This is a genomic window from Gemmatimonadaceae bacterium (assembly GCA_020852815.1).
Taxonomy (GTDB): domain Bacteria; phylum Gemmatimonadota; class Gemmatimonadetes; order Gemmatimonadales; family Gemmatimonadaceae; genus SCN-70-22.
In genome coordinates this window covers 230,348-253,962 of sequence record JADZAN010000009.1, presented here as the reverse complement: position 1 = coordinate 253,962, position 23,615 = coordinate 230,348, and the positions used below count along the sequence as shown (strand labels likewise).

Sequence of the window (23,615 nt, the reverse complement as noted above, 5' to 3'; positions counted from 1 at the left end):
ACGCGTCCGACCATTCCTTCGCAGGCATCGTGACATGCGGCCCACTCTCCATCGACTCGCGTCGCTCGCGACGTTCGCGCCAGTCGGTTCAGTCGCCTCGCGAGCCGCGCTAGCCTCGCGAGCCTCGCGAGCCGCGCGAGCCGCGCTGGCCTTCGTCGCTGCCCTGCTCGCGAGTGCTCCGCGCGCCGCGGGTGCTCAGGGCGCGGCGACGCGTGCCGCGGTGCAGCCGGTCTCGCTCGCCCGCGACGTGGTCGGGAAGGAGCCGGTGTCGTTCATCCCCATGGTGGGCAACTGGGTCGTTGCATCTGACGAGGGGAAGAAGGTCATCCTCGTCGACGGGCGGGCCTGGAAGAAGGGGCAGCCGGCGGGAGGGCTCGCCGACAAGGCGCGCGCCATCTACGGCGCACGCCACGAGGAGTTCATCGACAACGTGAAGGCCTTCGCCTACTTCCCCATCGCGGTGGCGAAGGACGTCCCCGACTTCACCGACGGCGAGATCTCGAGCCGCTTCAAGATGATTGCCGGAACGCTGGACCGCTGTGCAGGGATCCTGTTCGACGTGAAGCCCAACGGCGACTACCTCGCCGTGCGCTTCAATGGCACCGAGGACAACGTCGTCCTCTGGACCTTCAACGACGGCAAGCGCTCGTTTGTCAAACGGGGGACCGAAAGCCTCCCCCTGGAGATGGGCACCTGGCACGAACTCAGGACCACCGTCCACGGGACCGACTTCAAGACGTACCTCGACGGGAAGCTCGTGCTGGAGCACGCGCTCAAGGCCCCCGTCAGCGGCAAAGTGGGGCTCTGGTCCAAGACCGACAGCATGTCGGAGTTTGCCGACTTCACCGTGGCCCCCGCGGCACCCAAGCCGGCGGTGAAGCCCGAAGCGAAGCCCGAAGCGCGGCCCGAAGCGCGGCCCGAAGCGAAGCCCGAAGCGCGGCCTGAAGCGAAGCCTGCAGCACAGCCATGAGACGCGCGCTCCTGGCAACCAGCCTCGCCCTCCTCCCCGTCGCCGCGGCGGTGTTGGCTGCGCCCGCGCTCGCCCAGCGCCCCACGGCGGCACGGGCCCGGACGCCTAACGTGCGCTGCACCGTCGACACCTCGGCCGATTGGTTCCGCAAGCAACGCGCGTGGAGCGACGAATCGCGGCACGACTGGAGCAACGACGGATTGCGGGTGGCACTCCTGCACGCCGCGGGGATCGGGGGCGTCGCCGACGCTGGTGCGCTTCCGGGCTTCGAGATCGTCGGTGAGGGCGGGCCCACAGGAGGTGACGCCACGGCGCAGGCAAGCATGCTCGACTCGCTGCGTGCGCTGGCGAAGAACCGGCAGTCGCCGTGGCCGGTGCGTTCCGTGGTCGGCCCCGCCGGTGTGCGCGCCGTCTGGCTGCTCGCCGCGCGCGACTCGATCCTCGCGCGCACCGTGCTTCACCGGATGATGGAGGCCGGCCCCGACGAGTCGCCGCCGGCGGCCGTTGCCACGCTCGAGGATCGCCTGCGCCTGCAGCAGGGGCGAAAGCAGATCTACGGCACCCAGCTCATCCGCACTGCGAATGGAGGGCTCGAACCGGCCCCCATGGAAGATCCCGGGCGCGTCGACCTGAGGCGCGATGCGGCCGGACTCCCCCCAATCGCCCTGGCGCTCTGCGCCGCCCGCGCCTCCCGCTCGCCCTGACTTCGATGGTCCCCTCACCTGTTCGCTCGCTGCTCGCCGCAGCGATGGCCGCGGCATTCCTGTCGACCGGCTCAACCAGCGCGCTCGCCGCGCAGGAAACCGCCGCGCTGCGCGGCACCGTCACCGCCAGCACCACGCACGCCCCGATCGCCGACGCCCGCGTCGAGATTGCCTCGCCGCCGCGCCTAGCCGTCAGCGGGAGCAACGGCCGCTACCTCCTTCGCGCCCTCCCCGGCGGACGCTATCAGCTCCTCGTTACCGCGGTCGGGTATGCCCCGCTGCGTCGCGTCGTGGAGGTGAGGCCGGGTGAGGACGCCACGCTCGACGTCGAGCTGTCGCCCGGTTCCCTCCTCCTCTCCAGCGTGGTCACCACGGCGACCCGCACCCCCGAGGAGGCGCGCCGCATTGCCACCACGGTCAACGTCCTCACGCCGCAGCACATCGAGACCACCGCCGCGCGCGAGTCGCAGGACCTCCTGCGCGAGATTCCCGGCGTCGAACTTCCCCGCACCTCGTCGTTAGTCGGCGGCACGGCGCAGATCGTCTCCATCCGCGGCGTCGACGAAGGGCGCACGGTCGTTCTCTTCGACGGGATTCCCGTGAACGACGCATGGGGCGAGTGGATCGACTGGGGGCGCGTCCCCAAGGGGATGCTCGACCGCGTCGAGGTCCTCGAGGGCGGGCAGTCGGCGCTGTACGGCAACGGCGCCATGGGCGGCGTCATCTCCTTCTTCTCGCGCCCCATGGCCCCGGGGAGCATGCGACTCTCGGTCGACGGTGGGGAACGCGGCGGGCAGCACGTCGCCGCCGCCGCCGGCATCCCGCTCGTTGGCCCCCTCACCGCCACCGTGAGCGGCGACTACCAGTCCGGCGGGGGCTACACGCTGCTCGACCCCACCAGGCGCGGCCGCATCGACCAGCGTTCGGAGATCATCCAGCGCAACAGCTATGTGCGCCTCAACTACGCCCCCACCGCGCGCCTCAACGCCTTCGTCACCGGGCACCTCTTTGGCGACAACCGCCACACCGGCACGCCGCTCTCATACCAGGACCGCCAGCAGCAACACCTGGACGCGGGGCTCAACTGGCAGGGCGAGCACGCCGGCACGCTCGCCCTCCGCGCCTGGGACGGTCGTCAGGACGAGCACCAGCGCAGCGCCGCCATCCGCAGCAACTCGTCCACCTGTGCATCGCCCGCCACAGCGGCGCGCCAGTGCGAGGATAGCAGCGTCACCGCCGACATCCCCAGCCACGACTGGGGTGCCTCGGCCACCTGGACGCGCGCGCTTCCGATGACGCACGTCGAGTCGTTCAGCGCCGGCGCCGACTACCGGCACTACAGCGGCGCCTACGATGAGCGCAGCTTCAATACCACCTGCCCGGGCGCAAACTGCAGACAGCAGGTGCGCAAGGTCTGGTCGGGCGGCGACCAGGCGCTGAGCGGGCTCTTCGTGCAAGCCATCGCCGCGCCGGCCGCGCCGCTGCGCATCGAGCTGAGCGCCCGCCTCGACCACTGGACCAACGCCAACGGCGCGTCGGTCGACGCCGCCGCGGGCATCACGCGCTACGCCGACAGCAGCAAGACCGCCTTCTCCCCGCGACTCGGCGCGCGCTACCAGCTCACCTCCACGCTCGCCATCCACGGCGCCTACTACGAAGCCTTCCGCGCCCCGAACCTGGCCGAGCTCTATCGCAAGCAGGTGAGCAACACATCCATTACCCTCCCCAACCCGTACCTCAAGCCCGAGAAGGCGCAGGGGCGCGAGGTGGGGCTGCAGTGGCAACCCTCGCACTGGATCGAGATGAAGGGCACGTGGTACGTCGCGAACTATCGCGACTTCAACGTCCCCGTCACGCTCAGCACCACCGGCGGTGTCACCACGCGCCAGCGCCTCAACGTCACCCGCACGCGCAGCAAGGGCGGCGAGGCCTACGTCGCCCTCCGTCCGCTCCCCTCGCTCTTCCTGAGCGGGAGCGTGAACTACGACGACGCCCGCATCGCCGCGGGCCCCACCGGGACCGTCGTTGGCGCGCACGTCAACCGCGTCCCGTCGCCCAAACAGGTCGTGCGTGCCACGTGGACGTCGTCTCGCTTCGGCACCTACACCGGAATCTGGCGGCACGAGGGACACACGACCACGTTGCAGGGCGCCTGGCTCGACCCGTTCACCGTCGTGGACCTGCAAGCCAACCGCGAGATCATGCGCGGGCTCTCCGGCTTCGTCGCCCTCGAGAACGTCACCAACGAGCAATACCAGGTGAACCTCTCCGGGTCCGGCGCCAATGCGCTCATCTCGTACGGCATGCCGCGCACGCTGCGCGCCGGCTTTACCCTGCATCGCGACTGATGCCCGACGACATCCACCGCCTCGTCGTCCGCGCGCTGAGGAGGAGCTTCGGCCCGATCGAGGCGGTGCGTGACGCCTCCTTCGAGGTGAGCCGCGGCGAGGTCGTCGGCCTCCTCGGGCCTAACGGGGCCGGCAAGAGCACGATCCTCGACTGCCTCGCCGGTCTCCTCCCCGCCGACGGCGGCGAGGTGTTCGTGGATGGCGTCCCGCTCGCCGCCGAGGAACGTCACAGGGCGATGTTCTACCTTCCCGACTCGCTCGTCCCGTGGCGCGACGAGCGGGCGGGCGATGTCGTGGATGTTTTCGCCGACTTGTGGAACGTCGACGCCCGCACCCGCGACGCCTGGGCGCGAGGGGCCGCCGTTGCACTCGGCGTCGAGGAGCTGCAACGGCGCCCCATCGGCGAACTCTCCAAGGGACAGCGCAAGCGCCTCCTGCTCTCGCTGGCCCTCCTGGTCCCGCGACCGCTCGTCCTCATGGACGAACCCTTCGACGGACTGGACCTGCGCCAGGTTCGCCAGACCATCGCCCTCCTTCGCCAGACGGCGCGCGAGGGTCGCTCGCTCCTCCTCTCGATCCACGCCATGCGCGACGCCGAACGGAGCTGCGATCGATTGGTGCTGGTGAGCGACGGCCGCACCGGCGCCCGTGGGTCGTTAGGCGCGTTGCGCGCGCAGGCGGGACTTCCGGCGGGTGAGCTCGAGGACGTCTTCCTCGCGCTCACATGAGCGCGCGCTCCGCATGGCGCGCCGTGCGGGCACTGGCCCGCCATGACTGGCGCGAGCTGTGGGCGTCGCGCGCCGCGCTCCTCTTCTTCGTCGCGATGGGGCCATTGGTGGGGCACGCCTTCATCACGGCGGTGCGCGCCTACGCCGAGGTGAGCGGGTCGGCGGGTGGGGCGGCGGCGCTGTCGCAGGGGATCTCGCCGCTCGATGGAATCGTCGTCCCGACGTTCGGGGCGTACGCGCTGGCGGCCGCGCTCCTCTTCCCATTCGTCGCCATTCGTCTGGTGGCGGCCGAGAAGGAGAGCGGCGCGTTGCGCCTCGCGGTGCAGGCGCCAGTCGGCGTCGGCGTGCAGCTGGCGGTGAAGGGGGTGGTCCTCGCCGCCGCCTGGGTGGTGTCGTGGCTCCCGGCGTGCCTCGCCCTCGCGCTCTGGGCGTGGTACGGCGGGCACCTCGCCATGCCGGAGGTGATGACCGTGCTCGCCGGCCATCTCCTGCGCGGGATGCTCGTGATCGGCGTCGGCGCCATGGCGGCGGCGGTGACCGACGGGGCGGCCAGCGCCGCGGTGGTGGCGTTGGCCGTCACGTTAGGCGCCTGGGCGCTCGATTTCGCCGCACAGGTGAATGGCGGCGTGTTGGTGGCCATTGCGCGCTTCACCCCGGATGCGGCGCTCCGCCCCTTCGAGCGCGGCGAGTTGCGAGGCGATGTTTGCGTGGTGGCACTCGTCGTGTCATGCGGGCTCCTCGCCCTCGCCGCCGCGTGGCTGCATCCCGGGCGCGCGCTGCCGCGTCGTGTCGCGCGCAGTGCGGTGGTCCTTGTTGTCACGGCGCTCGCCGCCACCACCGGCCAGCGCTGGCGCGGGAGCACCGACACCAGCGAGGATCGCCGCAACTCGTTCGCCCCCGCCGACCAGCGCGCGCTCGCGGCCATCGGCGCACCGTTGCACGTGACGGTGCACCTCGCGCCGGAAGACCCGCGCCTCGCCGACCTCGAGCGCGGCGTCCTCCGCAAGCTGCAACGCAGTATGCGCCACGTCGACATCGAGTACGCGGCCTCGACCTCGACCGGGCTCTTCGAACGCCCGCGCGGCACGTACGGTGAGATCTGGTACGCACTCGGCGACAAGCGCGCCATGCAGCGCTCGTCCATCGAACGCGTGGTGCTGGAGACGATCTACGCACTGGCCGGAGTGCCGACGCCATCGGCCGAGGCCGGCGAGGCCGGCGAGGCCGGCGAGGCCGGCGAGGCCGGCGAGACGTATCCCGGGTACCCGCTGCGCGCGACGCCAGTGGGTGCGGCGTGGCTCTTCTATCTGGTGTGGCCAACGCTGGTGATCGCGCTGTGGTGGTGGCGGCGGACACGATAGGCGATGCAGTTGCGGTGATCGATGCAGTCGATGCCGCGATAGTCGAGTCGCCAGGCGAGACCACACCGCGTCGTTGACGGCGCGAGGGGCAACCGGCACTTTCGCGCGACGCGACATCGCCTCGCACGGGCTCGCCTCGCCCCCCGCCCTTCCATCCATGACGCGCCCTGCCCGTCCCCGCTCGTCGGTGCTTCGACGCCTTGTCCTCGCGATCGTGTCCTCGCTGGCGCCCGTGTTCGCGCCGGCGCTCGTCTCCTCGCTCGCCATGCGGAGCGCGTACGCGCAATCACCGTCTGCGTGGAACGTCGAGACCCCCACTGGCCCGTCGAAGACCATCTCCTTCGACGTCACCGAGGGGACGTGGATGTCGCTCTCCATCGCTCCCGATGGCCGCACGCTCCTCTTCGATCTTCTCGGCCACTTGTACGAAATGCCGATCGACGGCGGCGCGGCGAAGCGCCTGACGAGTGGGCGTTCATGGAACCTCTTCCCACGCTATTCGCCGGATGGGCGCGCGATCGCCTTCTCCTCCGACCGCGCCGGCGCCTACGACATCTGGACGCTCGACCGCGCGACCGGTGCCCTCGAGCGTGTGTCGCGCGCGTCGACGGCACGCAGCGAGAACTACTATCGCCCCACCTGGTCCATCGACGGTCGGGCGATCTATGCCACCGTCGAAGGTGATGGTGCCCCCAACCAGCTCGTCGCGCTCGATCGACAGGGCGGGAAGGTGCGACTCGTCGAGGGCGGGAATGTCCTCGGAGGCGCCGTCGCCGAGCCCGATGGGAGTGGGCTCCTGTTCGAGCGGCGCGACGCGCCGCTGTATGCGTTCGCCTTCAACCCATACGTGACCCCTACCAGCGGCGTGCGCATCGATCGCTACGATCGGCGCACGGGTGAGCTCGTGACGCGCGTCGCGCGAGCGGGCGGCGCCTTTGCCCCCGCGCTGTCGCCTAACGGGCGCGAGCTCGCGTATCTCCATCGCGCCATCGACGAGACCATCCTCATCGTGCGCGACCTCGTCACCGGTCGCGAGCGCACCCTCGCCCGCGGGGTCGACCGCGACCGCCAGCAGGGTTCGTCGACCTATGGCCCCGCTCCCGCGATGGCGTGGCATCCGGACGGCGCGCACCTCCTGATTGCCTTCGGCGGGACGATCCATCGCATCGACACGATGACTGGAGCCGACACCCAGGTTCCGTTCACCGCGCACGTGGAACGTGAGGCGTCGGAGACCATTCGCTTCCGCCATGAGGAGCCGGTCGACCGCGCCACCACGCGTGGCCACCGCTGGGGGACGCGTATCGCGGCCGGCGTCCTGTACGAGGCGTTAGGCGACTTGTGGGTGACCGACGGGCGTGCCGCGCCGCGCAACGTCACGCGCTCCGCGATGCTGGAAACGTCGCCCATCGTCGACCCCGCGAGCGGCGCCCTCTACTTCGCCGGGTGGAGCGACGACTCGCTCGGCGCCGTCTATCGCAAGGCGTCGCTCGATGCGCCCGCCGTACGCCTGACGAACGTCCCCGCGCAATACGGATCGCTTGCCCTCGCCCCCGATGGCGTGCGCCTCGCCTATGTGCGCGGCGCGCCCGGGCTTGCGGGGGGCACATGGCTTTCCAACGAAACCCAGTTCGATCTCATCGTGCGTGACACCAACGGGACCGAGCACCGCGTCACCGGTGTCAGCGGCCACGCGCTCGAGTATGCGAACATCGCGGGGAAGATCCCGCCGTCGGTCATGTGGCAGGGTGATGGCCAGGCACTCTACTTCTCCGAGTTCGAGGGAGAGAACCTCGTCCTCAAGCGCATTGCGCCTGACGGGAGCGGCGAGACGTTGCTCTATGCCCTTCCCAACGCCGTCGCCGTCGTGCCATCGGGTGACCTGTCGTGGCTCGCCGTGCGCGAGTACCAGCGCAGCTACCTCATCCCGTGGAGCCGTGCCGGCAAGGCGGTGACGCTCTCGCCGTTCGAGGGCACAGGGGCCGCCCTTCGCATCGACGCCGAAGATGGTGGCTACCTCACCTGGTCGCCCGACGCGCGCACGATTGCGTGGACGCGGGCGCGCGGGTTCTTCGAGAAGGCGGTCGCCGACATCGTCGCCGAGGCGAAGGAAGCGCGGGAGGCGCGCGGGACGCCCGAGGCGCACGGGACGCCCGAGGCGCGCGCGCCGCGACCCGCCGCGACCGCGGCCGGCGGCATCGCGGCTTCGTGGACCGGTCCGCGCGTGCCCGGCTCCACCGCGCGCCGCACCGAGTTGGGGATCGACTACGCCGTCGATCGCAACACGACGCCCATCGCCCTCACCGGCGCGCGAGTGGTGACGATGAACGCCCGGCGCGATGTCGTCGAGCGCGCCACCATCGTCCTCGTCGATGGGAAGATTGCGGCGTTAGGCACGAACGTCACGGTTCCCGTGGGGGCCAAGGTCTTCGACCTCGCCGGCGCCACCATCATCCCCGGGCTCATCGATGCGCACGCGCACCCGCATATCGAGCAGTCCACGTTGCACGTCATTGAACAGCAGCCGACATACTTCACGGCGCCGCTTGCGTATGGTGTCACCACCATGGTCGAAGTGTACGGCAACGAGTACCGCGACGCCTGGCTCAACGAGATGATTCGCAGCGGGCAGATGGTCGGGCCGCGCTACTTCACCACCGGCTCCGTCATCTACGGCGGGCGCGCCGGTGCGCGGCGCCTCATGTATCGCCCCATCGCCACGCTCGACGACGCGCGCGAGCAGCTGCGCTGGAACCGCGACTATGGCGCCATCGCCGTGAAGGACTACGTCCAGGACGTCCGCCTGCGCCGCTCGCTCACCGTTACCGCGGCGCGCGAGTTGGGGCTCAACGTCGTCTCCGAGTCGGCCGCCGACCCACAGATGAACTTCACGCAGCTCCTCGACGGGATCACGGGACTCGAGCACTCCATGGGACATCATCCGTTCTATGGCGACGTGGTGACCTTCTGGGGAAAGACCACGGCGGGGATGTCGCCCACGCTCCTCGTCGGCTACAACGTTGCGATGGGCGAGGGGTGGTACCACCAGCAGTCGAAGCTGTGGGAGGACCCCAAGCTCACGCGCTTCATCACCCCCGAACAGCTCATGCGCGTGCGCTCGCCCACCAAGCTGTGGCCGGAGGACATGGCGGTCTGGGCGATGGGCGCGGAGCTCCGGAAGCTCTATCGCAACGGGACGTCGTTGCAGCTGGGGGCGCATGGGCAGATGTTCGGCATCGACGCGCACTGGGAGCTCGACCTCTTCAAGCGCAGCGGCTTTACCCCGCAGGAGATCCTCGAGATCGCCACCATCCGCGGTGCGACGCAGCACGGTCTGGATGCCCAGCTTGGCTCCCTGGAGGTCGGCAAGCTCGCCGACCTCGTCGTCCTCGACGCCAACCCGCTGGACGACATCGGCAATGCGTCGAGGATTCGTTACGTGATGAAGAACGGCCTCCTGTTCAGCGGCGCCGACGCGTCGCGCGTGTGGCCGAATCCCAAGGCGATGGGGAAGCCGTACTTCGTGGGGCGGTGACGGGGGGGGGAGCACTGGCGCAAATTGGGGTCAGCGCAAATTGGGGTCAGAGTCACCGAGAAATTGGTTCGGTGACTCTGACCCCATTTTCGCGGACTCCGGCATCGCCCATGCCGCAAGGAGCGACGCGCCCCCCAACCGGTCGCCGAACAACGGGGCGACGCCGCTCCATCGCCAGCTGCCGAAGGAACGCCTCTCCCCCCGTCGCATCCCCGCGTTGCGTCGAGCGGCGGATCCGCGTGAGCTCGTCTTCGGGAAGTTCCTGGGTAAAGAGCGCGCGATAGGCTGCACGTCGTTCACTTGGCGTCGTGCCGAGTGCGAGCAGCACCGGATGTGCCCTGAGAAGTCGGTCCGGCGTGCCGTACGCGTTGTGGTGGTAGCTCGACCAGGAGTACTCGGCGGGCGTGCCGACCATTCCTGCGCGCACCGGGTTTCGCTCGATGTAGCGCGCACAGGCGAGCAGGTAGTGCTCGCTGTCGATCACGGATGATCGATAGCGTGACTCCCAGAGCGTCCCCGTTCGAGCGTACCTCGTATTGAAGTAGCGCACATATCGACGCCCGATGCTCTGCATGAGACGAGCTGGCGCGTCCTCGCTTTCTGGCGTGACGAGGAGATGCACGTGATTCGTCATCAGCACATAGGCGTGAATCGACACGTCGGTCGCGCGACTCACCTCGAAGAGGAAGTCGAGATAGACCATGTGATCGCGCACGGATTGGAACGTTGGCCTTCGGTCGTTGCCACGCTGGATGACATGAAGCGGTCGCCCAGGAACGACCAAGCGCGGCAGTCGCGGCATCGATGATCCTCGGCCGAGAGGTGGAAGAGCGAGACTGGCGCTGAAGTTCGCTCCCAATGCTTCGCGGGGCCGTACCATCGCATTGCGCTCAGGTGCAAAATCGCCGCACGACAGTTGGGGTCAGAGTCAGCGAGAATTTGGTTCGCTGACTCTGACCCCCTTCAAGTAGTTTCTCGATGACTCTGACCCCAATGTCGCCGATGTCGCTGACCCCGAAGTCGGCCCCCCGCCCCGCCCCCCCCAACCCTCACGAGACCGGCTTCGCCCCGAACTTCCCGAACCAGCTCTGCATGTACAGCATCGTCCGCATCCAGTTCGAGGGGCGCGACTCGGTTCCGTGCCACTCCTCCTCAAAGCGGAGCATCGTCGTCGGCACCCCCAGCAGCTTGAGCGCCGAGTAGAGCTCCTCCGACTGCGGAATCGGCGTGCGCATGTCGAGCACCCCGGTCATGAAGAGCGTCGGCGTCTTCACCTTCCCTGCATGGAAGACCGGCGACTTCTCCAGCCACTCGTTCGGTGACTCCCAAAACGGGCGATTGAAGAAGGAGTGCGCGAAAAGCGGCACGTCCGAGCCGCCGGCCATGCTCGTCCAGTTGGTGATCGGGCAGCGCACCGCGGCACCGGCGAAGCGCGTGGTATGGGTGATGACCCAACTGGTGAGGATTCCACCACCGCTGCATCCGGAGACATACAACTGCGACGCGTCGATGTATCCACGTCCCACGACGGTGTCGACGCCGGCCATCAGGTCGTCGAAGTCAGGGCCGGGATAGTTCTTGTCGATCGCCGTCATGAAGGCGTTGCCATACCCGGTCGATCCACGCGGGTTGGTGTAGAGGACCACGAATCCCGCGCCGGCGAACGCATGCCACATCGGATCGAAGCCCACGCCGTACATCCCCTGCGGCCCGCCGTGGATCTCGAGAAGCATCGGGTATCTCCGCGCCTTGTCGAAGTTGGGCGGCTTCACGATCCACCCCTGAACCTTCGTCCCGCCGCTCGAGGTATACCACACCTCCTCCACGCTGCCCAGTTGCTTGTCGGCGGTGAAGTCGGCGTTGATGTCGGTGATGCGCGCCACCTCCGCTCCCCTGGGTCCCAGCGTGATGCGCGCCACCTCGGACGGATGCGCGACATCCGTCACGGTGCCGACAAACATCCCGCTGGCGCTGCGATTGCCCAGCACGATCTGCTGCGGACCGTTTGTCACCTGGCGCACTGCGCCGCCGCCCAGCGGGGCGAAGACGAGGTTGCGCGTCCCACGATCTTCCGGCGCGAAGTACACGCCGCTCCCATCCGGTGCCCAGAGCAGTGATCCCATCCCGAACATCGCCGGGTCGCGATCGAGCGATGGCGTGATCTCGCGCGCGTTGGAGCCGTCGATGCTCATCACGTACAGGGACGTGGTGCGCATCGTCATCGTCGTGGGGCCGTGTCCCACGTACGCGACCGACCTCCCGTCAGGGGAAACGACGGGCTTGAGCCACATCCCGGGCGCCGTCGTGAGGAGCTTGGCCTCGCCCCCCATGGCGCTCACCGAGTAGATGACCCCGGCGTGCAGCATCGTGTCGGCCTGCGCCGGCCGCACGCCCTCGAACAGGATCGTCGTCCCATCCGGCGTCCAGTCCCAGTTCCCCGGGCCGAAGGCGATCCCATCGTAGCTCGCCCCCACGCCGAGGTCGGCCGGTGTCACCCGGCGCAGCGTCCCGCCGTCGGCGGGCACGGTGAAGATGTGCCGCGACCCGCCGCGCGCGAAGCCCGTGCGGTCAGTGCGATAGTGCAGCTGATCGACCACGCGCGGCGGGGCCACCCATTTGGCGTTAGGCGGCGGCGGGGGGAGTTCCACATTCCACGGCGTCTCGCTCGAGACAAACATGACAAAGCCGATCGACTTGCCATCGGGCGACCACTTGAGCATCGCCGGCGCTTCGCCCAGGCGCGTCACCTGGCTCGTGGCTCCTTCCGCATCCATCCACCGCACGAAGAGCTGCGGACCTTTTGGGTTGTCCCCCATCGCGATGTAGGCCAGTCGTGTCCCATCGGGACTCCACACCGGGTTCGACCCTTCCGCCAGGAAGCGATGCTTCGTCCCGTCGCTGTTCATGATCCACAGCGCCCCGGTCCACGCGTCGTTGACCTTGTCGATGTAGCCGCGCGTGTAGACCACCTGCTTGCCGTCGGGCGAGAGTTGCGGATCCCCCGCTTGCTCGAGGTCGAGGTAATCGGCGACGCGCATGGGGCGCGGCGTCTGCGCCTGCGCGGGGGATGCGACGCCGGCGGAGCCGGCCGCCAGCAACGTCACGACGAACCGCGCGAGGCGCCGATGCAGGGAGTGGGATTTCATGGCGGTGCGGGTGAGTGAAAGGAAGGGGGCTCCCAATCATGCAACGCCCTGCTTCGCGCCGCAGGAGGGCGGCGGCCTGCCGTGCGGCGAATCCGACGGTCTTGGCGATCCGGACGAATCGGCGGGTTGGACAGGTTGGCAGGTTGGGGTCGCGCAGGTGGGCGCGGGTTGGGGTCAGCGGGTTGGGGTCAGCGGGTTGGGGTCAGCGGGTTGGGGTCAGAGTCAGCGAGAATTTGGTTCGCTGACTCTGACCCCAATTTGCGCGATCTCCCCCGCCCCCGTCCGCCCCTAAAGATCCGTCCTCAACTTCCAAATCTCAGGGAACAGCACCGTGTCCAGCATTTTCCGCAGGTACCCCACCCCGCTCGTCCCCCCGGTCCCGCGCTTGAAGCCGATCACCCGCTCCACCGTCGTCACGTGCCGGAAACGCCACAGCCGGAAGGCGTCCTCCAGGTCCGTGAGCTCCTCCCCCAACTGGTACAGCTCCCAGTACTTCGACGGATCGCGGTAGACGACCAACCACGCCTGCTCCACTTCATCGCTCGCGACGTAGCGCCTGGTCCAGTCGCGCTCGAGATGGCCCTGCGGCACCGCGATCCCGCGCCGCGCCAGCAGCCGCAACGACTCGTCGTAGAGCGACGGCGCACGATACGCCGCCTCCACCTTGGCCAGGATGTCGGGGCGATGCGCGTGCGGACGCAGCATCGCGGCGTTCTTGTTTCCCATCATGAACTCGATGCAGCGGTACTGCCAACTCTGGAAGCCGCTCGAGTTGGCGAGAAACGGGCGAATCGCCGAGTACTCGGGCGGCGTCATCGTCGCCAGTACGTCCCACGCGTGCACCAGCTGCTCCATGATCCGGCTCACGCGCGCCAGCATCTTGAACGCGCTTCCCAGCTCGTCGCGCGCAATGCACCCCACCGCGCCCGACAGCTCATGGAGCATGAGCTTCATCCACAGTTCACTCGTCTGATGCTGGATGATGAAGAGCAACTCGTTATGGTCGGGCGAGAGCGGATGCTGCGCCGTAAGCACCGCGTCCAGCTGCAAGTAGTCGCCATACGTCATGTCGCGACTGAAATCGAGCTTGGCCCCCTCGGAGACGACGATCGTCTCCCCCTCGTCGATCGCCGTTCCGTCGCCCGCCGTCCCGTCGCTCCCCGTGGCGTCGCCCTCCGCCGCACCGTGCGGCGACGCGGCGGCGCCGGCGTCCTGCTCGTCCCCTTCGTGATGATGCGGACAGGTCATGTCACCGCCCCCTGCTGGTGGAATCGTGGATCTCGCCATTCGCCGCTCGTGAGCACCGCGTGCAGCTGCTCGACGGCATCCCAGACATCGACGAAGCGAGTGTACAGCGGCGTGAACCCAAACCGCAGGATGTCGGGAGCCCGGAAGTCGCCGATCACCCCGCGGCCAATCAGTGCCTGCATGATCGCGTACCCCCCCTCCGCGCGCGCGAACGACACCTGGCTCCCGCGCTCCCCCGCGGCGCGCGGTGTCACCAGCGAGAGCCCGTGGCCGGCGCAGCGTTCCTCCACCAGGCGCAGGAACGCTTCCGTCAGCTGCACCGACTTGGCGCGCAGCCTCGGCATCCCGCCAAGGGGCCCCGCCGCCAGCACCGTCTCCACGCCGCAGGCCAGCGCCGTGAGCGAGAGCACGGGCGGCGTCCCGCAGGCAAACCGCGCAATACCGGGGGCGGGTTGGTAGTCGGGCGTGAACGCGAACGGCGCGGCGTGCCCGAACCACCCCGACAGTGGCTGCCACAACGCCGCACGTTCCATCGCCTCGAGGTGCCGGCGATGCACCCACAGGAAGGCCGGCGCCCCTGGTCCGCCGTTGAGGTACTTGTAGCCGCACCCCACCGCGAAGTCGGCCCCCGCGCCGTTGAGGTCGACAGGCACCGCCCCCGCCGAATGCGCCAGGTCCCAGAGCGTGAGCGCCCCGCACGCCTGTGCGGCCGCCGTCACCGCCGCCATGTCGTGCATGCGCCCAGTGCGGTAGTTCACGTGCGTCAGCATCAGCACCGCCAGCTGCTCGTTGCAGTGCGCACGCACATCCCCCGGCTCCACCAGCTGCAACATGAAGCCGTGCTGCCGACACAGCGACTCGGCGATGTACAGGTCCGTCGGGAAGTTCGCACGCTCCGACACAATCGTGCGGCGCCCGGGCGAACCGTGCGCCTGCACCAGCGCCAGCGCGCTGCCCAGCACCTTGTACAGGTTGGCCGACGTCGAGTCGCCAACGAGCGTCTCGTCCGGCGCGCTACCGATGAGCGAGGCAATGTTGGCGGCCACGCGCTGCGACAGCGTCACCCACCCCGCCGTATTCCAGCTGCGAATGAGCCCAGTCCCCCACTCCTCCCGCACCGCCCGCTGCACGCGCGCCGCCGTCGCCACCGGGAGCGCGCCCAGCGAGTTCCCGTCCAGGTAGATCACCCCATCGGGGATCGTGAACTGCTCGCGCAACGGGGCCAGCGGGTCGCGCGCATCGAGCGCGAGGGCATCGGAACGATCGAGCATGGCGGGGGTCGCGTGAGGCGCGCGGGCATGGGGCACGCGCCCCCCAACTTACCCCGCGTGGAAAATTGGGGTCAGAGTCATCGAGAATTTGGTTCGGTGACTCTGACCCCAAATGCTCGCGTCGATCTCGGACGCACCCCCGCAGCCGCCCCCGCAATGCGGTGGCGCGGAGCCCACCGGGGTCCATCTGGGGAACTGGAGGAACTGGGGGCCAGGGAAATTGGGGTCAGAGTCACCGAGAAATTGGTTCGGTGACTCTGACCCCAATTTCGCTGACCCCAATTTCGCGAACCCCGATCCCCACCCCCCCTCACCGATCAATCCGCGCCTGCGCCGCCGCCGGATACCTCTCCCCCTGCACCGGGATCGCCGCCGCCGCGCGGTCAATCTCCGCCAGCTCCCCCGCCGTGAACGTCACCTCGGCGCCCCCGAGGTTCTCCTCCAGACGATGGAGCTTCGTCGTCCCCGGGATCGGGACGATCCACGGCTTCTGCGCCAGCACCCACCCCAGCGCCACCTGTGCCGGCGTCGCCCCCTTCTCACGCGCAATACGCGCGACCAGGGCGACCATCGCCTGGTTCGCGGCGCGGTTCTCCGCCGTGAAGCGCGGTACCACGTTGCGGAAGTCGGTCGCGTCGAAGGTCGTCGTGGCGTCGATGGCCCCCGTCAGGAACCCCTTGCCTAACGGCGAGAAGGGGACGAAGCCGATCCCCAACTCCTCCAGCACCGGCAGGATCGCCTCCTCCGGTTCGCGCCACCACAGCGAGTACTCGCTCTGCAGCGCCGTCACCGGCTGCACCGCATGCGCGCGGCGGATATTGCGCACCCCGCACTCGGAGAGCCCGAAGTGCTTCACCTTCCCCTCGGCGATCAGCTCGCGCACCGTCCCCGCCACATCCTCCATTGGAACGTTAGGGTCGACGCGATGCTGGTAGTAGAGGTCGATGACGTCGGTGCGCAGCCGTCGCAACGAGTCGTCTGTCATGCGACGGATCTGCGCGGGGGTCGAGTCGAGCCCCGCCTCCTTCCCCGCCTCGTCGTACCGGAAGCCGAACTTGGTCGCAATCACCACCTGGTCGCGCACCGGAGCCAGCGCCTCACCCACCACCTCCTCGTTCACGAACGGGCCGTACACCTGCGCCGTGTCGAAGAAGGTCACGCCGCGCTCCACGGCCGCGCGGATGAGGGCGATAGCCTGCGACTTCTCGGTCGGCTGCCCGTAACTCATGCTGAGCCCCATGCAGCCGTACCCGATGGCGGAGACTTGCAGCTGGCCGAGCGAGCGCGTGTGCATGGCGGCGGCGGCAACGGGTGATGACAGGTCGTGGGGCCGGCGCCGGTATAGCGCCGGCTCTCGTTAGGTACTGCGGACGCGGCGGCTGCGCCGGGCCGACACCGCGCGCGCGAGCCCCTCCAGCACGGGCGCCGTGTCGGCGAAACCGATGCAGGCATCCGTGATCGACACGCCGCGCCGCAGCGGCGCGCCCGGCTGCAACGCCTGCTTCCCCTCCTCGAGGTGACTCTCGATCATCACCCCGATGATGTGCTGGTCGCCAGCCGCAACTCGCTCGGCGAGTTCTCCGGCAATCGTCAGTTGGCGCCGGAACTGCTTCTCGCTGTTGCCGTGCGAGACGTCGATCATCACCTGCTCGCGCAGCCCTGCGGCGCGCAGCGAGGCGCAACACTCGGCCACGCTCGCCGCATCGTGGTTGGGGCGCGTGCCGCCGCGCAGGATCACGTGGCAGTCCTCGTTCCCCGTCGTCTCGAAGATCGCCGCCACCCCCAGCTTCGTCATCCCCATGAAGGCGTGCGACGAACGCGCGGCGAGGATGGCGTCGGCGGCCACCTTCACGCTCCCGTCGGTCCCGTTCTTGAACCCCACGGGACAGCTCAACCCCGAGGCGAGCTGGCGATGACTCTGGCTCTCCGTCGTGCGCGCGCCGATCGCCCCCCACGACACCAGGTCGGAGATGTATTGCGGGCTGAGGAGGTCCAGGTACTCCGTCCCGGTCGGCATGCCTAACGAGTCCAGCTCGACCAGCAGCCGCCGCGCCCGCTCCAACCCCTCGTTGATGGCGAACGTCCCATCCAGGTGCGGGTCATTGATGTAGCCCTTCCACCCCACGGTGGTGCGCGGCTTCTCGAAGTAGGCGCGCATCACGATGACGAGCTCGTCGCCGAGTGTGTCCGCCACCGCCTTGAGGCGCTGGCCATACTCCAGTGCCTGCTCGTGATCGTGAATCGAACAGGGCCCGACCACCACGAGGAGCCGGTCGTCGCGCCCATGCAGGATGTCCGCAATCGCCGCGCGTGTGCGCCCCACGAGCGCCAGCGTCTCGTCGCGAACCGTGACGCGCTCCTGCACCAGCGCCGGCACCACCAGCGGCCTGATGGCGCTGATGCGAAGGTCGTCCGTGGGAGGTGCGCCCGCCGTTCCCGTGTGGGAAACGGCGTCGTGATCGTGGGCAGTCAGAGACGAGGCGAGGTTCGGGGTCAGCGTCGAAGTCAGGTTCGCGGTCAGGTCGTTGATCATGCGCGGGATGAGCGCCGCGGCAGAGCCGCGCCACAGCCGCACCAGATCCAGCTTCCGACCGCAAGTTACACGATCGCGCTCGTCGACTCGGGGCCGATCGGCTCGCATGACGCATTGCCGTTCGCGCCCCCCGCCCGCACGCTTGTCCCGCCGCGAATCCGCGCCGCCGCCGCTTCCACACGGACGCCCCAACTGAAGGTCCCTGCCAGACGTCTCCTCCGGCCGTACCATATAGACGCCCGCCACCCGACGTCCTCGCCACGCCCTCCATGCCCTTCGCCTCACTCGTCCCCCTCGCCCTCTTCCTCGCCGCCCTGCCACCGCAAGCGCGCGACTCGCTCGACTTCATCGTCTGGAACCACGGACGCCGCGCCGGCGAGATGCAGATCGTGCGCACGAGTGGCGTCCCCGGCGCCCCCAGCGCATACGGCACATCGCCGAGCGCCGACGAATCGGTCGCCGTCCGCTACCTCCACATCGACCGCCAGCGCGGCCCCCGCATCGAGGCGACGTACCGCCTCCGCGATGGGCGTCCGGTGTGGGGTGAGCTGCGCAGCGGCGGCGCCCAGGCCGCCTCGGTCGACATCGCGGGAAAGCCGATCCCCCTCGCCGCGTCGTTCTTCGCGTTAGGCGACGGCGTCGTGCGCAGTTGGAGCGAGGGCGACACGACGGTGACGCCAGCGCCTCCCGGCGCCTGGTATCGCCCGTCGGTGATCACCCCCTACGACGATGCCGCACTCGCCGCCTGGCTCCTTCGCCAGCCGCAACGCCAGGGGCGCGTCGTCCCCGCTGCCACGGCGCGCGTCGAGATCGTCGCCGAGGCCACCGTCCCCGTGGGCGCACGCCAGGAACAAGTGCAGCTGGCGGCCATCCACGGCATCGACCTTGGACCCCTCCTCGTCTGGATCGATGCACGCGGGGCACTCGTCGCCACCGGCGCCGGCTGGTTCATCGCCGTCCGCCGCGGCGCCGAGTCGGCGCTCCCCGAGCTGCGCCGCCTCGAGCTCGCGTGGCTGGAGCAGCGCGACGCCGCCGTCGCAGCGCGCTTCGCTCCCAAACCAGCGGCAGCGACCGTCATCCGCAACGGCGACCTGTTCGACAGCGAGACCGGGCGCGTGCGAGCGCGCATGAGCGTCGTCATCACCGGCGACCGCATCACCGCCCTCGGACCCGCCGATTCCATCCAGGTCCCCGCTGGCGCCACCGTCATCGACGCCACGGGCAAGACCATCATTCCCGGGATGTGGGACATGCACACCCACGCCTCGCAGGGGAGCGTCGACGGGATGTTGCAGCTCGCGGCTGGGATCACCACCATCCGCGACATGGCGTCCGACCTCGATGTCGCCACCTCGCGCCGCGACCGCGCCGACCGCGGGACGCTCGTCGCTCCGCGCATGCTCCTCGCCGGCTTCATCGAGGGGCCGGGCAAGTGGGCCGGCCCCACGGAGATCCTCGTCCGCACCGAGGATGAGGCGCGCGCCATCGTGGCCCGCTATGATTCGTTAGGGTACCGGCAGATCAAGCTCTACAACCTCGTGCACCCCGACCTGGTCCCCGTCATCGCCGCCGAGGCACACGCGCGCGGCATGCGGCTCAGCGGGCACATCCCGCGCGGGATGACCATCCAGGCCGCCGTCCGCACCGGCTACGACGAGGTGCAACATGGCGCCTATCTCTTCTCCACCTTCTTCCAGGATTCGCTCTACTACCCGCGCATGCGCGCCTATTCGGAGGTGGCGGCCACCGTCGCGCCCACCTTCAACGTCGACGCGCCGGAGGTCACCGCGCTCATCGGCTTCCTGCGCGAGCGCGGCACCGTGTTCGATGGGACGTTCAACATCTGGCAGGATCGTTCGCGCCTGTTGCCCGATGGCACCGATCCCGTCTTTGGCCCCAGCATCGACTGGCTCCCCCCCATCGACCAGCGCTCCCTCCGCGCCGGCGGTGGTGGCGCATCGGAGTCGCTGGCGCGCGCGCAGGCCGCGTCGACGAACTATCGGCGGATGATCAAGCGCCTCTTCGACGCCGGCGTGACGCTCGTCGCCGGCACCGACAACGTCGCCGGCCTCTCGTTCCACGGGGAGCTGGAGATCTACGAGCGCGCCGGGATCCCCGCGCCTAACGTGCTGCAGATCGCGACCATCACGGCGGCGCGCGTGATGCGGCAGGAGCGCGACTACGGGAGCGTCGCGGTGGGGAAGGTCGCCGACCTCGCGATCGTGGCGGGGAAGCCCGCCGTGCGCATCACCGACCTGCGGAAGACGGAGCTCGTTGTGCGGGCGGGGCGGGTGTATCGCAGCCGGGCGCTCTATGAGGGGGCGGGGGTCAGCCAGTTTGGGTCCAGCCAACTTGGGGTCAGCCAGTTTGGGGTCAGCCAATTTGGGGTCAGAGTCACCGAGAATTTGGTTCGGTGACTCTGACCCCAATTTTAGTCTGACCTCAAATCAACAGTTCATCCCTTGCCCCCCTCCCCGCCCCCGCGCTCCCTTCTCCTCCCCATCGCCCTCATCGCCGTGGCGATGGTCTCCGTCCAGGTCGGTGCCGCCGTCGCCAAGGGGATGTTCGCCACCGTCGGCGCCCTCGGCACCGTCGCCCTCCGCGTCTCGCTCGCCGCCATGATGCTGGTGACCGTGCTTCGCCCGTGGCGAACGCGGCGCAACGCGAGAGCGTGGCGCTCGCTCCTCGTCTACGGCGCCGCCGTCGCCGGAATGAACGGCTTCTTCTACGCCTCGCTCCGCACCATCCCACTCGGCGTCTCCACCGCCATCGAGTTCACCGGCCCGCTCGCCGTGGCCATCCTCGCCTCCCACCGCGCCATCGACTTCGTGTGGGTCGCGCTCGCCGCCGGCGGGCTCGTGGCGCTCCTCCCCATCGGCGCCGGCGCCGAGATCGATCCCGTCGGCGTGAGCTACGCCATCGCCGGCGGTGTGTGCTGGGCGCTCTATATCGTCTTCGGCCGCAAGGCCGGCACCGAGCACGGACTGGAGACCACCGCCATTGGGATGGCCATCGCCGCCGTGCTCGTCTTCCCCGTCGGCGTGGCCGATGCAGGGATGGCGCTCTTCTCGTTGCACCTGCTCCCCACCGCGCTCGCCATCGCCATCCTGTCGAGCGCCCTTCCCTACACGCTGGAGATGTATGCCCTCCCGCGCGTCCCGGCCAAGACGTTCGGGACGTTGATGAGTGTGGAGCCGGCGATCAGTGCGGTCGTGGGGCTGATACTCCTCGGCGAGCAGCTGACGGCGCGCCAGTGGGCCGGGCTCGGGGCGATCGTGCTGACATCGGTGGGGACGACGATCACCGCGGCGCAGGGGGTGGGGGTGGGGGTGGGGCCGGCGCCGCAGGGGGTGGATCCGATGGTGGGGGACTTGGGGAGCTCCGAGGCGCCAGTGATCGGATCTTGATGAAGAACGACGCCTCGGCGTCCGGGAGCTCGAAGCTGTGATGGAGCTGGGTCACGGCCGTGCCCTGACGCCAGCTGTAACCCGGCGATACCCCGGCGATACCCCAGCGATACCCCAGCCGAAGAACTCGCGCGCGACTTACCGCCGGCCCGGCCTCTTCGTCTTGATGACCACGACGCCATTCGCGCCGCGAGAGCCGTAAAGCGTTAGGCTCGCCGCGTCCTTGAGCACCTTGATCGACTCGATGTCGTACGGATTGATTCCCTGCAAACTCCCGCTAGGGGATGGTTGCAGCGGCACGCCGTCGACGACGTATAGCGGAGCGTCGCTGCTATTGAAGGAAGTCGCGCCGCGCACGCGCACCATGAGGCCGCCGTCCTCAGCTCGTGTGACGGTGACGCCGGCGATGCGACCGCGCAGTACTTCCTCGATCGGCGTACTCGGGTTCCGGTCGATGTCCGCTGACGTCACCGTCGTGCTGGACTCGGGTGACGGCGCAGCGCCTCTCGCCCCCTTTGCACCCGCTGGCCCTTTTGCGCCACCGCTGGCGCACGCCGCAAGCAGGGCCATCGCAGTCAACGCGAACAGGCGTGAGTATCCGGTTGGGCAATTCATGGCAGTTGGGTTCTCTTGAGAAGCTACATCGGACGGGGGCTTGAGGCGATGTGCGGTCATGAAGAGCGGGCCACCACCCCCAGACATCCTGCATGTCCTCCTGCGGGCCTCGGACAACGAGGGCGGCATCGCGCACGAGTGGCGCCGGATGCAGCTGCCGGCACTCCCTCCCACAATCCGCGCAAGTGCGGCACTGTCGCCCCCTTAAGGACACGACAAGGACGCTTTTCACCTCTTAGGCATCACTCGCCGAGCCCCACCACGAAGGGATCGTGGCTGCCGCTCCTCGACCGGAACCCGCTGGGTAGGCGGCGACTCGGCACGCTCGAAGTGACCATCGGACCGATTGGGGTCAGAGTCACCGAACCAAATTCTCGGTGACTCTGACCCCAATGCTCACTGATCCGCAAAGCGGCGGGTCTGTTGAGTCGCTCGTCAGCCGTTACGTACGCAGGCCTCGGGGCCGTGGTGCTCGTCGTCGTCGCGGCTACGCGCTAGTCCAGCAGCCACTGCGTCGCGGAATACCACCGCAGCGCTCCCGGTAGGCTCCGCGTCGGCGGCGACTGGTCTTGCGTGACGAGGAGTGCCTCGGCGTCCGGGTACATCGCCGACGCCATTTCGAGCGCCCGCACCTCTCGCTCCCATGTGCCGTCGTCCGCGGTGTCCATGCACACTTGCACGAGGAGCGGCGGCTCACCTGGGCGTCTGGCGAAGAAGTCCACCTCGCGATCGTCGTCGACCCTGAGCCAGGTCACGGCATACTCGCGTCGTTCCAGCTCCAACAGCACCGCCGTCTCGAGCGCGCGCCCTCGGTTCGCACGCCCAGGATGTTCATACAGCGGAATGAGCCCTGGGTCGATTGGGTATGCCTTCCGCGGATTCACCATCCGCTGCTTCTCCGACGCGCTGTGCATGTCGATCACGCGCACGAGGAATGCATCCCGTAGGTTGTCGAGATACGCATGGAGCGTGTCTTTTGCGATCGGTACTCCTTGCGACTTCAGGAAGTTGTAGAACTTGTGCACCGTGAAGCTCCCCCCCGGTGCGGCGAGCAGGTGCCTCTGGAGTGCCCGCAGTGCGATCGGATTCGTGACGCGATGGCGCTCAATGACATCGCGGAGCACCATCGTGTCGACGTATCCCGTCAGCAGCCGCGCGCGGTCCCGAACGTCTGTTCCCTGCGCTTCAGGAAAGCCACCGGTCGCGAGGTAGGCGCGAAGTCGCGCTTCCAGGAAGACCCGTTCCGTCGAGTCGAGCGCGTGCCACGCCGCCGTTGGCTCCGCCTGCGCGTGTCGCAGCGCTTCGCGGAAGGAGAAGGGATGCATCAGCACGTCGAGTAGCCGTCCCCGAGCCGCCGTGGCGATCTCCTGGCTCAGCAGCTTCGCAGACGATCCGGAGACGATCACCTCGACGTTCTTCGTCTCCACGAGGCGATGGAGGAGAGATTCCCAGCCGCTGATCGTCTGTATCTCATCGAGGTACAGCGAGAGAGGACCGCTCTCGCGAAGACTCGGGAATTGTCGCGCGTGCTCTTCTATCGCCCACCCCAGGTCGAGCGCATTCATTCCGATCAGGCGTTCGTCCTCGAGTCCCAGCAGGAGTTGCGACTCCCGAGGGCGCCCGCCCGCTATGCGGTCGGCCCGGAGTTGGTGCAGGAACGAGGTCTTTCCTCCGCGTCTCACCCCGATGATCGCCAAAGGCTTTCCGGGAATCCCGGGGAGTCGAACGTCGCGCCGCGTTAGAGGACGC

16 protein-coding genes are annotated in these 23,615 nt (G+C 68.8%); 8 read left to right on the top strand and 8 right to left on the bottom strand.

Features of this window, described 5'->3' with window-relative positions; translation table 11 throughout:
- The first annotated feature begins 220 nt into the window (after positions 1 to 220).
- The 6 genes from IT359_05265 (at position 221) to IT359_05240 (ending at position 9,646) form a co-directional block, all read left to right on the top strand.
- Positions 221 to 970 carry a hypothetical protein gene (locus IT359_05265; protein ID MCC6928387.1) on the top strand — a complete coding sequence of 250 codons (750 nt, stop codon included), beginning with the start codon at positions 221 to 223 and terminating at the stop codon, positions 968 to 970.
- On the top strand, positions 967 to 1,674 hold the full coding sequence (locus IT359_05260; protein ID MCC6928386.1) for a hypothetical protein: 708 nt from the start codon (positions 967 to 969) through the stop codon (positions 1,672 to 1,674). The genes IT359_05265 and IT359_05260 overlap by 4 nt, the downstream gene beginning before the upstream one ends.
- A gap of 5 nt (positions 1,675 to 1,679) precedes the next feature.
- A complete protein-coding gene (locus IT359_05255) occupies positions 1,680 to 4,022 on the top strand; it encodes a TonB-dependent receptor (GenBank protein ID MCC6928385.1) in 2,343 nt (780 codons plus the stop codon).
- A complete protein-coding gene (locus IT359_05250) occupies positions 4,022 to 4,750 on the top strand; it encodes an ABC transporter ATP-binding protein (protein ID MCC6928384.1) in 729 nt (242 codons plus the stop codon). Before IT359_05255 ends, IT359_05250 begins: the two co-directional genes overlap by 1 nt.
- Positions 4,747 to 6,111 carry a hypothetical protein gene (locus IT359_05245; GenBank protein MCC6928383.1) on the top strand — a complete coding sequence of 455 codons (1,365 nt, stop codon included), beginning with the start codon at positions 4,747 to 4,749 and terminating at the stop codon, positions 6,109 to 6,111. Before IT359_05250 ends, IT359_05245 begins: the two co-directional genes overlap by 4 nt.
- Positions 6,112 to 6,268: 157 nt before the next feature.
- Positions 6,269 to 9,646 (top strand): PD40 domain-containing protein, encoded by a 3,378-nt coding sequence (locus IT359_05240; protein MCC6928382.1) that lies wholly within the window; start codon positions 6,269 to 6,271, stop codon positions 9,644 to 9,646.
- Positions 9,647 to 9,698: 52 nt separating this feature from the next.
- Here the strand turns inward: IT359_05240 and IT359_05235 are convergent, their stop codons facing one another.
- From IT359_05235 to IT359_05210, 6 genes are all read right to left on the bottom strand, one after another.
- Complete coding sequence (locus IT359_05235) at positions 9,699 to 10,526, bottom strand: transposase (GenBank protein ID MCC6928381.1); 828 nt, start codon at positions 10,524 to 10,526, stop codon at positions 9,699 to 9,701.
- A 169-nt stretch (positions 10,527 to 10,695) separates the two neighbouring features.
- Positions 10,696 to 12,792 (bottom strand): S9 family peptidase, encoded by a 2,097-nt coding sequence (locus IT359_05230; protein MCC6928380.1) that lies wholly within the window; start codon positions 12,790 to 12,792, stop codon positions 10,696 to 10,698.
- A gap of 288 nt (positions 12,793 to 13,080) precedes the next feature.
- Complete coding sequence (gene kynA / locus IT359_05225) at positions 13,081 to 14,040, bottom strand: tryptophan 2,3-dioxygenase (GenBank protein MCC6928379.1); 960 nt, start codon at positions 14,038 to 14,040, stop codon at positions 13,081 to 13,083.
- Entirely contained in the window at positions 14,037 to 15,311 is a 1,275-nt protein-coding gene (gene kynU, locus IT359_05220) for a kynureninase (GenBank protein ID MCC6928378.1), read from the bottom strand. The genes kynA and kynU overlap by 4 nt, the downstream gene beginning before the upstream one ends.
- Before the next feature lie 310 nt (positions 15,312 to 15,621).
- The gene (locus tag IT359_05215) at positions 15,622 to 16,605 is read right to left on the bottom strand and encodes an aldo/keto reductase (GenBank protein ID MCC6928377.1); all 984 of its coding nucleotides are present in this window, start codon (positions 16,603 to 16,605) and stop codon (positions 15,622 to 15,624) included.
- A gap of 63 nt (positions 16,606 to 16,668) precedes the next feature.
- Complete coding sequence (locus tag IT359_05210; protein ID MCC6928376.1) at positions 16,669 to 17,844, bottom strand: 3-deoxy-7-phosphoheptulonate synthase; 1,176 nt, start codon at positions 17,842 to 17,844, stop codon at positions 16,669 to 16,671.
- Between the two features lie 269 nt (positions 17,845 to 18,113).
- Here IT359_05210 and IT359_05205 point away from each other — a divergent pair, with 269 nt between their 5' ends.
- Both IT359_05205 and IT359_05200 read left to right on the top strand, forming a co-directional pair.
- Positions 18,114 to 20,261, top strand: coding sequence for an amidohydrolase family protein (locus IT359_05205; protein ID MCC6928375.1), 2,148 nt, complete (start codon positions 18,114 to 18,116; stop codon positions 20,259 to 20,261).
- Between the two features lie 45 nt (positions 20,262 to 20,306).
- Positions 20,307 to 21,251, top strand: a complete 945-nt coding sequence (locus IT359_05200) for an EamA family transporter (protein ID MCC6928374.1) — start codon at positions 20,307 to 20,309, stop codon at positions 21,249 to 21,251.
- 138 nt (positions 21,252 to 21,389) lie between these two features.
- Here IT359_05200 and IT359_05195 read toward each other — a convergent pair whose 3' ends face one another.
- Positions 21,390 to 21,995 (bottom strand): TonB-dependent receptor plug domain-containing protein, encoded by a 606-nt coding sequence (locus IT359_05195; GenBank protein MCC6928373.1) that lies wholly within the window; start codon positions 21,993 to 21,995, stop codon positions 21,390 to 21,392.
- A gap of 365 nt (positions 21,996 to 22,360) precedes the next feature.
- Positions 22,361 to 23,548: an ATP-binding protein gene (locus IT359_05190; protein MCC6928372.1), complete on the bottom strand. Its 1,188-nt coding sequence runs from the start codon at positions 23,546 to 23,548 to the stop codon at positions 22,361 to 22,363.
- Positions 23,549 to 23,615 lie beyond the last annotated feature (67 nt).